Genomic DNA, 13662 nt, shown 5'->3' on the forward strand with positions numbered 1-13662 from the left:
GATGAGCGAGGCCCCCAACGCGGCCCAGGTCGCCTACTGGAACGAGTCCGCCGGGCCCGTCTGGGCGCAGTCGCAGGCCGCGCTCGACCGCCAGCTGGCGCCGCTCGGGCGGGCCGGCATGGCCGTGCTGGCGCCCGGTCCGGGCGAACGGATCCTCGACGTGGGTTGCGGGGCTGGGGAGACGACGCTGGAGCTGAAGGCAGCGGTCGGCCCTGGCGGCGCCGCGACGGGCGTCGACATCTCGCGGCCGCTCCTGAAGATCTCCCGCCGGCGCGCCGAGGGGTTGTCCGGGGTTGAGTTCGTGGAGGCCGACGCCCAGACCCATCCGTTCGAGCCGGGCGCATTCGACGCGGTGTTTTCCCGCTTCGGCGTCATGTTCTTCGCCGATCCCCAGGCCGCGTTCGGCAACATCCGCAGGGCGATGAGACCGGGCGGCCGACTTGCCTTCGTGTGCTGGCGGCCCCCGACCGAGAACCCGGTGATGACCTTGCCCATGGTGGCGGCCCTGCCCCTGCTCCCGCAGCCGCCCCAGCCGCCGGAACCGGGCGCGCCGGGGCCCTTCGCCTTTGCCGACCCGGAACGCCCACGCAGCATCCTGGAGGCCGCAGGCTTCCAGGACATCGCGATTGCGCCCCACGACGAGAAGGTCGGCGGCGGCGACGTCGAGGCCACCACGGAGCTCGCCATGAAGATCGGCCCGCTCGGCGCCCAGATCCGCGAGCACCCTCACCTCGCCGCGGCGGTCCGTGAGGCCGTTCGGCACGCGCTTGCGCCCCATGCGGGGCCCGACGGCGTGAAGCTCGGCGCGGCGATCTGGATCGTCACCGCACGCGCTCCCGGTTAGTCAGGCCAGCGCGAGCCCGGCCACCGGACCGCTGACCACCAGGGCGAAGGGCTGCGGGGCGCGCGCCACTGCCTCGGCCGTCACCGTCAGCAGGTAGCGGCCCGCAGGGGCTCCCACGACGCGCAGCACGTGAACGCTGTCGCCGCCGCGATTGCCCGCCTGCCCGCCCGACACCCAGGTGGGGCTCGCTCCGCCGGCGTCGAGGATAGCCGAGAGTGCCCCGGGACGTCCCCGCCGGCCCGGCCAGGCGAGCGCGATGGCCAGGTGCCCCTGCCGCGCCAGGGTGAGCTCCCACTGGATGTGGTCGCCGGCTCCCTGCAGCTGCAATGCCGGCTCCTGGCCGGCGTCGGCGAAGACCATGCGGACGCTCGGATCGGCGAGGTCCGTCAGCCCGGCCGCCGCCGAGCTGTTGGCCAGCGCCGCCGCGATCAGGCTCTCCGATGGCCGATGGCCATGGGTCTCCACGAAGTAGCCGCGCAGGCCCTCGGCGCGTCGCGCGTCCTCTGCCGAAAGCTCATGTATCTCGGCGCTGACCGGGTGACGCATGCGATCCTCCACCACCTGGCGGGCGCGTACGGATGCGGGCCGGGCGGGTATCCCATTCGCCGGTGCGTCCCGCCGGAGGGGTGTGACCCCGGTCACAGCGGCGTCAGGCGCCCACCAGCTCCAGCCACTCGTCCTCGGTCAGCACCTGGATGCCCAGCTCGGCCGCGGTCTTCAGTTTCGAGCCCGCGCCGGGGCCGGCGACCACCAGGTCCGTCTTCTTGGAGACCGAGCCGGACACCTTGGCGCCCAGCCGCTCGGCCTGGGCCTTGGCCTCGTCGCGGGTCATCTTCTCCAGGGCGCCGGTGAAGACCACGGTCTTGCCGGCGACGGCAGTGTCGGTCTTCGGCTTCTCGGCGTCCTGCACCTGGAGCTGCGCCTTCAGGTCCTCGACCATGGCGCGGTTGTGGTCCTCGGCGAAGAAGGCGGCGGCTGCCTCGATCACCGCGCCGCCGATCTGGTCCATGTCGTCCAGTTCCTGCACCGCCTCGGGGTCGCGATCAGCGACCTTGTCCATGGCCGCCAGGAAGGCCTCCGCAGTCCCGTAACCGCGGGCCATCACCACCGCCGTGGTCTCGCCGATGTGGCGGATGCCCAGGCCGTAGATGAAGCGGTCGAGGCTGATGGTCCGGCGGGCCTCGATGTTCTTCAGCAGGTTGCCAACGCTGGTCTCGGCGAACCGCTCGAGGGCGAGCAACTCATCCTTCTTCTCGTGCAGGCGGAAGATGTCGGCCGGGGAGGTCAGCCAGCCCTTCTCGACGAACAGCGACAGCTGCTTCTCGCCCAGCCCCTCGATGTCGAAGGCGCGGCGGGAGACGAAGTGGCGCAGGTGGGCGAGCTTCTGGAACGGGCAGGCGAACTCGCCGGAGCAGCGGCGCACGACCGTCTCGGCGCCGGCGTGGGTGGTCTCGCGCACCACCTCCGTGTGCAGCGGGCACGGGCAACGGCGCGGGAACTCGTAAGGGGCGGCATCCTTCGGCCGCTCCTCCGCCACAACGCTGAGGATCTGCGGGATCACGTCGCCGGCGCGCTGCAGGATCACGGTGTCACCGACGCGCACGTCCAGGCGGGCAATCTCGTCGGCGTTGTGCAGGGTGGCGTTCGTGACCACCACGCCGCCGACGGTGACCGGCGTCAGCCGCGCGACGGGGGTCAGCGCGCCCGTGCGGCCGACCTGGATGTCGATCGCCTCCAGTACGGTGCGGGCCTGCTGCGCCGGGAACTTGCGCGCGACGCCCCAGCGTGGGGCGCGGGAGACGAAGCCCAGCCGCTGCTGCCAGTCCAGCCGGTCAACCTTGTAGACGACGCCGTCGATGTCGTAGCCGAGGTGCGGGCGGGCGGCCTCCATGTCCCGGTAGGCGGCGAGCAGGCCCGCCGGCCCGGACACGCACTGGCTCTGCGGCGTCACCTGGAAGCCCCACGCCTTGAGCAGGTTGAGCGCCTCCCACTGGCTCTTCGCGAACGGCTCTGACACGTGGCCCCAGGCGTAGGCGAAGAACTTCAGTGGCCGGCCCGCCGTGACCTTCGGGTCGATCTGGCGCAGGGAGCCCGCGGCCGCGTTGCGCGGATTGGCGTAGGTGCGGCCGCCGGAGGCCTCGGCCTGGGCGTTCAGCTGGGCGAACTCCTCGTGGCCCAGGTAGACCTCGCCGCGAACCTCAATGACCTCGGGCCAGCCGGAGCCGGACAGCCGCTTGGGGATCTCGCCCACGGTGAGCACATTGGCCGTGACGTCCTCACCGACCCGGCCGTCGCCGCGGGTGGCGGCGCGGACCAGCCGGCCGGCCTCGTAGCGGATCGAGCAGGAGAGCCCGTCGATCTTCGGCTCGGCGGTGTAGGCCACTTCCTCATCGAGCCGCAGGAACCGCCGGACGCGGGCGTCGAACTCCAGGGCGTCCTCGTCGGAGAAGGCGTTGTCGAGGCTGAGCATCGGCACGCCGTGCTCCACCGGCGCGAACTGCTCCGAACGCGCGGCGCCGACCCTCAAGGAGGGCGAGTTGTCCCGGACCAGGTGCGGGAAGCGGGCCTCGATGGCGGCGTTGCGCAGCTTCAGCGCGTCGTACTCGGCGTCCGAGATCGTGGGCGCGTCTTCCTGGTGATAGCGGATGTCATGCGCGGCGATCTCGTCGGCGAGTTGCGTGAGCTCCTCGACGGCCTCGGCCTCGGTCAACTGTTCGACGGGTTTCACCGGGCCTATTTAGCGGCTCAGGCTCACGCGTCCATCAGGGCGCGGGCGGCGGCGCGGGCGGCGTCGGTGACCTCGGCGCCGGCGAGCATCCGGGCGATCTCCTCTTCGCGGTCGGCGGCGGAGAGGGCTTCCACCACGGTACGAACCCGTTCGCCCTCGCCTGCCTTGGCGATCCGCCAATGCGCCTCGGCGCGGGCTGCGACCTGAGGCGAGTGGGTGACCACCAGAACCTGGCCCTGGCCGGCCAGGCGCTTCAGGCGCAGGCCGACGGCGTCGGCGACGGCGCCGCCGACCCCCTGGTCGACCTCGTCGAAGATCATCAGCGGCTGTGGACCGGCGCCGCGGCCAGCGAGCGCCGCCTTCAGCGCCAGGGCGAAGCGCGCCAGTTCGCCGCCCGAGGCGATGGCGCCCAAGTCGCCGAACGGCGCGCCCGGGTTGGTGGAGATCTCGAAGGCGACGCGGTCGACGCCGGCGGGGCCGGCGCGCGCCTCGTCGAGGGGCTCGACGGCGACGCGGAAGCGGGCCTTGTCCAGCTTCAGGGGCCCCAGCTCGGCCATCACTGCCATGGCGAGCGCTTCGCCGGCGGCCTTGCGCCCGGCGGTGAGCTTGGCGGCGGCGGCGAGGTAGGCGTCACGCGCCGCCTTCAGCTCGGCCTCGGCGGCCTTCAGGTCGTCTTCGGAGGTCTCGACCGCCCGCAGACGCTCGGCCATGCGCTGGCGGACCAGCGGCAACTCCTCGACGCTGACGCCCAGCTTGCGGGCCAGGCCCCGGAGGTCGAAGAGGCGCTCCTCGGCCTTCTCCAGCCGGTCCGGCTCGAACTCGAAGGCCTCGGCGGCGGAGTCGATGGCCGCCTCCGCCTCGTGGGCCTCCACCAGCACCCGATCGAGCGCGGCCGACGCCTCGGTGAGCCTGCGCACGGCGGCGGTCCCCTCCCCCGCGCCGGCCGCCAGCGCCCGCTCGCGCGCCCGGTCGAGGGCCCGCACGGCGCCGGCCACGCGGCCGGAGAGGCCGTCGAACACCTCGCGGGCGCCTGCAATGTCGCCCAGCGCCTTCTCGGCCGCGCCCAGCACCGCGCGCTCCTCGGCGAGGTCGGCCTCCTCACCCTCGCGGGGGTCAAGGCGGTCCAGCTCGGCCAGGCGCAGGCTCAGCTCCTCGACGTCGGCGGCAGCCCGCGCCACGGTCTCGCGCAGGGCTTCGACCTTGTCCTTCGCGGCCCGCCAGGCGCGCCAGCCCTCGCCGACCGTGCCGGCCAGAGCCTGCAGGCCGCCGAACCCGTCGAGCATTGGGCGATGGGTGCGGGCGTCCAGCAGGCCCACGGTCTCGTGCTGTCCGTGCACCTCGAGCAGGGCCTCGCCGATCTCCTTCAGCACGCCGACGCCGGTGGCCTGGTCGTTGACGAAGGCGCGGCTGCGGCCGTCCGCGGCGAGGGTGCGGCGAAGCACCAGGTCCTCGTCGCGGGCGTAGGAGAGGCCCTTTTCCTCCAGCAGCTCCCAGACGGGATGCCCCGGGGCCGGGGCGAAGACCGCGGAGACCACCGCCTGCGAGGCGCCGCGGCGCACCAGCCCGCTGTCGGCGCGGGCGCCCACGGCCAGGCCGAGGGCGTCGAGGATGATCGACTTGCCCGCCCCGGTCTCGCCGGTGAGCGCCGTCAGGCCCGGACCGATGGACAGGTCCAGGGCCTCGATCAGCACCACGTCACGGATCCAGAGCCCGATCAGCATGGGTGCGAAGATCGCCGGAATCGCGGCTTTCGGAAAGGGTTTTGTTCTACTTTGGTTCCGGCGCGGCGGCGACGGCGGGAGCGGGGACCGCGGCCGGGGGTTTCACCGTCTCGCTTTTGTCGCGGCGGAACGGGATGCGGAAGATCCCGCGCTTGCCGCGCGCCGTAGGCTCCGTCGCCGGGCGCAGGCCACGCGACGTCAGCAGCCTGTAGGCGTCGTTGTACCAGGCGTCGCCCGGGTAGTTGTAGCCGAGCACCGAGCCGTTCCGCTTCGCTTCGTCGAGCAGGCCCAGAGTCAGATAGGCCTCCACGAGGCGGTAGAGGGCCTCGGGCGTGTGGCTGGTGGTCTGGTACTGGTCGACCACGGTGCGGAAGCGGCCCACCGCGGCCAGCGTGTCCCCGTTGCGCAGGTAGTAGCGCCCGATGGTCATCTCCTTGCCGGCCAGCTGGTCGTTGACCATGTCGATCTTCAGGCGGGCGTCGGCGGCGTATTCCGTGTTCGGGTAGCGTTGCACCACGTCGCGAAGCGCGGCGAGCGCCTGACCCGTCGCAGCCTGGTCGCGGCCCACGTCGACGATCTGTTCGAAGTAGCAGACCGCCTTGACGTAGTAGGCGTACGAGGCCGCCGGGTTGCCCGGATAGAGCTGGATGAACCGCTCGGCGTCGGCGATCGCCTCGGCATAGTCGTTGGCCTGGTAGTGGGCGTAGGCCTGCATCAGGATCGCGCGGCGCGACCACTCCGAATAGGGGTGCTGGCGCTCCACTTCCTGGAAGTAGTCGACGGCCTGCAGCCACAGACCGCGGTCCAGCCGGTCGGCGCCGGTGGCGTATAGCAGCTCCACGGGGCGCTCTTCGTAGAGGAGCCGGGGCTTCTTCTGCTTGCCGGCGCATCCGGCGAGGGCGATGGCGCAGACCCCGGCGACCAGCACCGGGCGAGCCCACGAATTGCGTAGCAAGGACACCTTCACCTCAAAGGACCAACGCGCGCCCCCACGCGAAGCATCGCTTCTACACCACGCCGCATGCGGCGCAAACGGAAGCGCGGTCGCAGCGGCCGCTAGAGCGTGGTGCGCATCCGCTCGAGCTGCTCCTCGTGCGTGGCTTCCGGCTTCGGCAGGCCGATCTGGTCGCAGATCATGTCGGCGAGCGACGGCAAGACGCTGCGCTCCTGGCGGTGGCTGTCGCCCCACAGGTCGGCCCGCATCAGCGCCTTGGGGCAGTGCAGGAACGCCTCGCGCACGGCGATCCGCAGCACCGCCTTGGGCGGCTTGCCGAACTCCACGAAGCTGTCGGACAGGGCGGCGTCCTCGACCAGCTCTGCGCGGCCGCTGACCCGGTAGATGTCGTCGATCCCCGGGATCATGAACATCAGCCCCACCTCGCCGCTCTCGGCGATGTTCTTGAGGCTGTCGATGCGGTTGTTGCCGGGCCGGTCGGGCAGGAAGAGGGCCTTGCCCGCCGCGTCCACCTTCACGAAGCCAGGGGCCCCGCCGCGCGGCGAGACATCGACGCCGGCCTGGCCGACGGAGCCCAGCACCAGGAAGGGCGAGAGTTCGATGAAGCGCCGGCCGTGCGGGTCCACGTGGTCGATGGCCTTGGCGACGGTGGTGGGCTTCGGCGGCGCGTAGAGCCGCGTCAGCGCATCCTGCATGGTCTCGGACATGGCGGCCTCGATGTTACACGCCGCGTCAGGCCTATTTGCACCACCCGGCGCGACAACTCTCGACGATGGCTACAGACTTGAATTCACTTGTGAAAGATCATCTCCACAAGTGTACACGCGAGCCGCCCGAGCGCCAAAAACTACTAGACCGCCTCCGCGAGCTCTTCGACGAAGGTCTGGACGCGCCAGGCGTTCGGACGCGCCACCAGGGCGCGGACCAGCTGGTTGTTGATGGCGTGGCCGGCCAGCTCGCCCTCGAAACGGCCGAGGATCGGCATGCCGAGGACGTAGAGGTCGCCGATGGCGTCCAGCGCCTTGTGGCGGACGAACTCGTCGGGACGGCGCAGGCCTTCCGGGTTCAGCACCCGGTCGCCCTCGATCACCACCACGTTCTCCAGGCTGCCGCCGCGGGCCAGCCCCATGCTGCGCAGGGCCTCGACCTCGTGCAGGAAGCCGAAGGTGCGGCAGTCGGCGAGCTCGCGCCGCCAGGTCGCCTCGTCGACCGCCATGTCGATCGACTGGCGGCCGATGACGGCGGTCGGGAAGCGGATCTCGAAGGCGACCTCGAAGCCGTCGGCGGGTTTCAGCGCGGCGCGCTTGTCGCCGTCGACGACCTCGACGCTCTCCAGGATCTCCATGAAGCGGCGGGGCTGCTCCTGCATGCGCTTGCCGGCGCGGTCCAGGATGCGCACGAACGGCCAGGACGAGCCGTCCATGATCGGCATCTCGGGCCCGTCGAGCTCGACCACGGCGTTGTCGATGCCGGCCATGACCAGCGCGGCCATCAGGTGCTCGATGGTGGAGACGGTGACGCCGGCGGCATTGGCGATGACGGTGCCGAGCTGGGTCTTAACGACCGACTCCGCCGTGCAGGGCACGCGGTTGTCGCGGTCGGTGATGTCGGTGCGGACGAAGACGATGCCGCTGTCGGCCGGCGCCGGGCGCACGGCGACACGCGTGTAGGCGCCCGTGTGCACGCCCACGCCCGCGAACAGCGCGGGCGCGCGAACGGTGTGCTGGAAGGCGCCGTGCTGGAATGCGTCTGCGGCCAAGGCTCGAACCTTCTTCAAGTCAATTCAGGTCGGCTCGAACGCCGAGGTATGCCCCAGTTGCCGGATAAGGGCTTCGCCGCGCCGCAGCAAAGCACTTCCCGTTACGCAATGTTTCGGATTGGGACGGTTAACACCGTGTTCGCGGCAGATGACTTTTCGAACGCCGTTGCGCAATGCGTTGCGGGGCCGCACCAGCCGGCGCGGCCCCGCTTCGATGACGCAGAAAGAGTAGTCTTTTTCGTCAGTTGGCTAGCCGGCGGAGAAAGGACGGGATCTCCAGGTCCTCCCCCTGTTCGGCGACTTCCTCGGGCGCGGCGGCCTCGACCGGCTGGGCGCCGCCGCGGACCGGGACCGGCCGGGGAGCCGGCGCCGGAGCGTCGTAAGAGGGACGCCGGCCGCCGAACAGGCTCATGAAGCCGCGCCGGCGGGGCTCATAGGGCTCGGCGAACAGCGGCGCGTCGTCGGCTTCCTCGTCGACGGCCGGGTCGACGATGCGGGTCACGGTCGGCTGCGGCGCCTCGGCGACGGCCGGAGCGGCGAAGATGTCGCCCTGCTCTTCCTCCGCGTCGAGGCTGAGGACGGGCTCGGCCACGGCCTGCGCCATGACGGGCTCAGGCGCGGCGATCGGCGCGGGCGGATCGACGACCAGCGGCAGGGCCCCGGTGTTGGCGCGGCGCTCGATCTTGGGCTCGATGGCGGCGATGGAGGCGCCGTCCATCCCGGTGGCGACCACCGACACGCGGATAACGCCGTCGAGCGCCGGGTCGAAGGCGGCGCCGAAGATGATGTTGGCTTCCGGGTCGACCTGCTCGGAGATGCAGTTGGCCGCCTCGTCGACTTCCAGCAGGGTCATGTCGAGGCCGCCGGTGACGTTCACCAGCACGGCCTTGGCGCCCTTCAGGGACACTTCGTCGAGCAGGGGGTTCTGGATAGCGTTCTGGGCGGCCATCAGGGCGCGGTCGTCGCCCGTCGCCTCGCCGGTGCCCATCATCGCCTTGCCCATCTCGGTCATGACCGTGCGGACGTCGGCGAAGTCGAGGTTGATCAGGCCGGGCAGCACCATCAGGTCGGTGATGGAGCGGACGCCGGAGTGCAGGACCTGGTCGGCCATGCCGAACGCCTCGGCGAAGGTCGTCCGCTCGTTGGCGACGCGGAAGAGGTTCTGGTTCGGGATGACGATCAGCGTGTCGACGTAGCGCTGCAGCTCCTGGATGCCGGCGTCGGCCAGGCGCATCCGGTGGCGGCCTTCGAAGTGGAACGGCTTGGTGACCACCCCCACCGTCAGGATGCCGCGCTCGCGGGCGCACTTGGCGATGATGGGAGCTGCGCCGGTGCCGGTGCCGCCGCCCATGCCGGCGGTGATGAACACCATGTGGGCGCCGTCGAGGTGCTCGCCGATCTCCGGGATCGACTCCTCGGCCGCGCTCATGCCGACCTCAGGATGGGCGCCGGCGCCGAGGCCTTGCGTCACCTGCACGCCGAGCTGGATGCGGCGGTCGGTCTTGGCGAACTGCAGCTGCTGGGCGTCGGTGTTCGCGACCACGAACTCCACGCCTTCCAGCCCCGCCTCGATCATGTTGTTGACCGCGTTGCCGCCGGCGCCGCCGACGCCGAACACCACGATCCTGGGCTTCAGTTCTGTCGCCCGCGGCGCTGAAAGTGCGATTGCCATGAGAACCCTGCGTCCTTCCGAGACCGGCCTTTGCGCTGGCACGACCCGCCCGTGCAGCGCCTCGTTTAAGGATGGGTTTACTAAGCCGCCGACACCCTTAATCGAGGGTTAACCGCATACCTTGAGTCGGAAGTCCGTCGACCGCGGCGACAGGGAAAATTCCGCTTCTTCCACAGGGACTCAGCCGGAAGCGAAATTGCTGCGGCGGGATGTCTCGCAACTCGAAGCTGGGCCGTTAAGGGCGGCGCGCAACTGCTGGTTTCGCGCGCCGTGGGACTACCCGTTGGGCGTCAGCGCGACGAGCGCGAATAGCCGGCCTTCAGTGTCCGACAGGCGCCACCCGCGATAGGCGAAGACCCGCCCCGCGCGGAAGTCGGCGGCAACCCTGGAACGCAGCCGGGCGAGCGCCGCGGCGCTCCAGTCCCCGGGCATCAGGGCGGCGCGGAGCCGCGCGGCGTCCCGCGCTGCCGGGTGCGCCGCGAGGTAGGCGTCTCCAATCCGTCGCGCCCCTTCGGGATCGACCGTCGCCGCCGCAGCGGCGGCCGGGCACGCGGCGAGCGCGGCCAGCGCGGCCAGGACCTGTCTGCGGTCGATCATGCCGCTCTCCGGAGGTGCAGCCTGAGGTGGTCCGACAGCCGCATGGTCATCGCCAGCAGCGTAAGCGTCGGATTGCCGATGCCCGACGTCGGGAACACCGAACTGCCGGCAACGTAGAGGTTGGAGACACCGTGGACCCGGGAGTTGGCGTCGACCACGCCTTCCGCTGGATCGGCGTGCATCCTGGTGGTCCCCATGTGATGGCGCGAAGCATTGGCGAGGGCGACGAACTGCGGCCGCTCCATCGGGAAGCACACCCGCCCGACGCCGGCGGTTGCGAGCTCCCGCGCGAAGGCCGCAACCTGGCCTTCCAGGGATCGCCACTCGGCGGCTGTGTAGCGCCAGGCCAGGCGTATGCGCGGCATGCCCAACGCATCGGCGCCAGAGCCGAGCGTGATGCGGCTGTCGGGGTTCGGGAAATGCTCGCTCATGAAGAAGCCGTAGAGCTGCTCCCCCTCCGCAGGAGCGGCGCCGTCCACGCCGCTCGCCACTGCCGAAATAGCGCTCACTTCGGGGCGCACGGGTGGACGCTGGTTGGGGGCGATGCGGCCCAAGGTGAAGGTGGCGTTGCCCAGCCGCCCCTGCCGCTGCGCCGCAAGTGTCGGCGCCAGCACACAATGGCTCTTGTTGTCGAAGCCGCTGGTGTAGAGGGACAAATCCCGGGCTCGGGTCACATAGACCCCGGACATCAGTCCCTGTTGCGCGTCCGTGACGCCATAGGTCATGTGGCCTTGGAAGAAGCGGCCGACCAAGTCGGCGCGATTGCCCACCCCCGCCTTTTCGGCACCGTTCGAGGCCAGCAGCAGCCGAGCGTTTTCGATCCCTCCGGCGGCGAGCACATAGGCGCGGCCTCGCGCAGCATGCCGCCGGCCGTTCAGGCAGGCGATGTCCAGCCGCTCGATCGCCCGCCCGTCCTGCGCAAGCTTGATCTCGGTGACGTTGGCATGAAGCCAGACGGTGATGTTCGGCGCCTCGAACGGCGCGGTGCGGAAGCGATCGAAGCCCTCCGGATCGTTGACGGCAGACATCCGCGAGTAGTGCCGCGGCGCGGAGAAGATCCGCCCCCCGCCCTCGGTGGGCAGCTCCGGCCGCGCGGGTTCCTGCAGGCTTGTCTCGCCGGGCGGAAAGTGCGGCACACCGAGCAGGTCGCTGGCGCGGTCGTAATAGGGCTGCATCTGCCGGCGTGTCACCGGCCAGCCGCTCCTGGAGATCCAGTCGCGCTTGGCGAAGTCGGCGGGGTCGAGCGCCACGCACTTGCCGCCCCAGATCATGCCTGAGCCGCCCAGCTGCCGCCGCCGGCCCTGGTAAAGGTGGTCGCTGAACGGGCGGTCCGCATTGTCGGGCCCGGAGATCACCGCCTCGCCCTTGCACAGGTCCTGGGTGGCGGCGTCGAAGTCGCGGCCGCCGCTCTCGATGAAGGCCACGGTACGGTCGGAGCCGGCCCACTCGCGGGCGATGGCGATGCCGGCCATGCCGGCGCCGATCACGACCAGATCGGCCACGATCTCGCTATCGCCCGGGAGCTCCCGGGCGTCGATGAAGGGCATCGTCGCCTCCTGTCGAGGGTTAGCGGCGTGCGCCGCGGCTACGCAGGTAGTCGGCCACCTGCTTGTTGGCGGCCATCTTCAGCGGGGACCGCGTCTCGCCCGGTAAGTTGCCGGAGGGCACGGCGAGGCTGGGGTCGGCGCCCCGATCCACGAGGAACCTGACCATGGCGAGGTGGCCCATCCGAGCCGCGTTGATCAGCGGTGTCTCGTCGTAGAGCACGAAGCCGTTCACGTCGGCGCCGCCGGCCACCAATCGGGTGGCGATGTCCAGCCGGCCCTCGCGCGCCGCGACGATCAGCGGGCTACCGTCGCCGGTCACCTCGGCGTTCACGTCCGCGCCGGCTTGGATCAGGGCATCGACCGCAGCGCCATCTCCGGCCGACGAGGCCTCGACCAGGCTCTTCCCAAGCGCGACACGGCTCGCACCCGCCGGGACCGGCGCGGCGTTGCGCGCCGCCTCCGGCCGCTCGGCGGTCCAACCGCTGCTGGATGCTCGAGGCGCGAGCGGCTTCGCGACCGGCTGCGGCGGCTGCGCGGCCCAGGCGGCGACGCCTGTCGTCAGGCTGAGCGCCGCGACCAGACCGAGACCGGCGACGCGGCGGAAGGCCGAGGGCCCCTCCTGCGCCAGCAGGGCGATACGCAGCCTGAGAGGATGCAGGCCGGCGGCTGGCCAGTTGCAGCCCAGCGGCGGGGCGACGGGCGACAGCTGGGTCTTCAGCATCGCCTCGGCGTAGCTGCGCCGGGCCTGCGGGTGACGGGCGACGACGGCGGCGTCGCAGGCGAGTTCCTGGTCGATCCTCAGCCGGCGCGCCGCCGCATGGACGAGTGGGTTGAACCAGTTCAGCGCCTGCAACAGCGCGACCGCAGCGTTCACCAGGTGGTCGCCGCGGCGCAGGTGGATCTCCTCGTGGGCCAGCACCACCGCCCGCTCCTGCAGACTGAACTGCGCCTCGAAGTCTGCGGGCAGCACGATGCGCGGCCGCAGCGTCCCCACGAGGGCCGGACCCACGCCGCGGGCTTCCGCCCGATAGACACCGCCCTCGAACCTTAGTCGTCCGAGCGCGCGGCTGAACCGGCGCTGCCGCCATCCAAGGACGGCCAGGGACGCGACAGCCCCGGCGATCCAGAGGCCGAACAGCGCCGGCGCCGGATTCCACGCGGCGTCGGGCAGCATCCCAGGCGCGGCGTCGAAGCCGGCCCAGGTCGGCTCGGCGCCCATCGCGGCGAGGAAGGCAGGCGCGTCCACCAGCACGCGCCTCGCCGGCAACACGCTGGTCAGCGCGGCGAGCGGTACGGCGAGCCAAAGCGCGTAGGCCGCCTCGGCTCCGAACCGCCGGGCCATCGTCGTCCGAAGGGCGATGACCAGCAGGATGGCCGCGCCTGCGGCGACGTTCACCCGCAACAGAACGGGCAGGATCTCATCGACCATTGTCGATCTCCCGGATCAGGCGCTTCAGCTCGGCGAGATCCTCGTCGCTCAGCTTCTGGCGTTCGGAGAAATGGCTGACCAGCGGCGCGAGGCGGCCGTCGAACAGCCGGTCCAGCAGGCCCTGGCTCTCCGCCGCGACGTAGTCCTGGCGCTGCACCAGCGGCCGGTAGAGGTAGCGTCGACCGTCGCGCTCGGCAGCGACGGCCTTCTTCTTCAGGAGGCGGTTGATCAGGGTCTTCACGGTGCCCTCGGCCCAGCCTTGAGCGCGGCCAACCTCGGCGAAGATCTCCTCAGCCGCCAGGGGCTCGCGGCGCCAGAGCGCCTCCATCACCTGACTCTCGGCCGCGCTGATGCGCATCGTTTACACCCGTATTTGATGCATAACGTCTACGCTCGTAAACGATCAGGTC

General features: G+C 71.0%; 12 protein-coding genes. 1 reads left to right on the plus strand and 11 read right to left on the minus strand.

What is annotated here, in order from left to right; genetic code table 11:
- Position 1 precedes the first annotated feature (1 nt).
- A complete protein-coding gene (locus tag VIL76_RS09045; protein WP_332044694.1) occupies positions 2 to 844 on the plus strand; it encodes a class I SAM-dependent methyltransferase in 843 nt (280 codons plus the stop codon).
- Here VIL76_RS09045 and VIL76_RS09050 read toward each other — a convergent pair whose 3' ends face one another.
- From VIL76_RS09050 to VIL76_RS09100, 11 genes are all read right to left on the minus strand, one after another.
- The gene (locus VIL76_RS09050) at positions 845 to 1390 is read right to left on the minus strand and encodes a hypothetical protein (protein WP_332044695.1); all 546 of its coding nucleotides are present in this window, start codon (positions 1388 to 1390) and stop codon (positions 845 to 847) included.
- 103 nt (positions 1391 to 1493) lie between these two features.
- The gene (ligA, locus tag VIL76_RS09055; RefSeq protein ID WP_414695423.1) at positions 1494 to 3572 is read right to left on the minus strand and encodes an NAD-dependent DNA ligase LigA; all 2079 of its coding nucleotides are present in this window, start codon (positions 3570 to 3572) and stop codon (positions 1494 to 1496) included.
- 23 nt (positions 3573 to 3595) lie between these two features.
- Positions 3596 to 5293, minus strand: a complete 1698-nt coding sequence (recN, locus tag VIL76_RS09060; RefSeq protein WP_332044696.1) for a DNA repair protein RecN — start codon at positions 5291 to 5293, stop codon at positions 3596 to 3598.
- A 46-nt stretch (positions 5294 to 5339) separates the two neighbouring features.
- The gene (locus VIL76_RS09065) at positions 5340 to 6248 is read right to left on the minus strand and encodes an outer membrane protein assembly factor BamD (protein ID WP_414695424.1); all 909 of its coding nucleotides are present in this window, start codon (positions 6246 to 6248) and stop codon (positions 5340 to 5342) included.
- A gap of 101 nt (positions 6249 to 6349) precedes the next feature.
- Positions 6350 to 6955 carry an MSMEG_1061 family FMN-dependent PPOX-type flavoprotein gene (locus VIL76_RS09070; protein ID WP_332044698.1) on the minus strand — a complete coding sequence of 202 codons (606 nt, stop codon included), beginning with the start codon at positions 6953 to 6955 and terminating at the stop codon, positions 6350 to 6352.
- A gap of 143 nt (positions 6956 to 7098) precedes the next feature.
- The gene (gene lpxC / locus VIL76_RS09075) at positions 7099 to 8007 is read right to left on the minus strand and encodes a UDP-3-O-acyl-N-acetylglucosamine deacetylase (RefSeq protein ID WP_332044699.1); all 909 of its coding nucleotides are present in this window, start codon (positions 8005 to 8007) and stop codon (positions 7099 to 7101) included.
- Positions 8008 to 8248: 241 nt separating this feature from the next.
- Positions 8249 to 9679, minus strand: coding sequence for a cell division protein FtsZ (ftsZ, locus tag VIL76_RS09080; protein ID WP_332044700.1), 1431 nt, complete (start codon positions 9677 to 9679; stop codon positions 8249 to 8251).
- A gap of 276 nt (positions 9680 to 9955) precedes the next feature.
- Positions 9956 to 10276: a hypothetical protein gene (locus VIL76_RS09085; protein ID WP_332044701.1), complete on the minus strand. Its 321-nt coding sequence runs from the start codon at positions 10274 to 10276 to the stop codon at positions 9956 to 9958.
- Positions 10273 to 11823, minus strand: a complete 1551-nt coding sequence (locus tag VIL76_RS09090) for a GMC family oxidoreductase (RefSeq protein WP_332044702.1) — start codon at positions 11821 to 11823, stop codon at positions 10273 to 10275. The genes VIL76_RS09085 and VIL76_RS09090 overlap by 4 nt, the downstream gene beginning before the upstream one ends.
- Positions 11824 to 11842: 19 nt before the next feature.
- A complete protein-coding gene (locus tag VIL76_RS09095) occupies positions 11843 to 13252 on the minus strand; it encodes a M56 family metallopeptidase (RefSeq protein ID WP_332044703.1) in 1410 nt (469 codons plus the stop codon).
- Positions 13242 to 13610 carry a BlaI/MecI/CopY family transcriptional regulator gene (locus VIL76_RS09100; protein WP_332044704.1) on the minus strand — a complete coding sequence of 123 codons (369 nt, stop codon included), beginning with the start codon at positions 13608 to 13610 and terminating at the stop codon, positions 13242 to 13244. Before VIL76_RS09100 ends, VIL76_RS09095 begins: the two co-directional genes overlap by 11 nt.
- Positions 13611 to 13662 lie beyond the last annotated feature (52 nt).

The sequence above is a fragment of the Phenylobacterium sp. genome, from assembly GCF_036563285.1.
Lineage (GTDB): Bacteria > Pseudomonadota > Alphaproteobacteria > Caulobacterales > Caulobacteraceae > Phenylobacterium.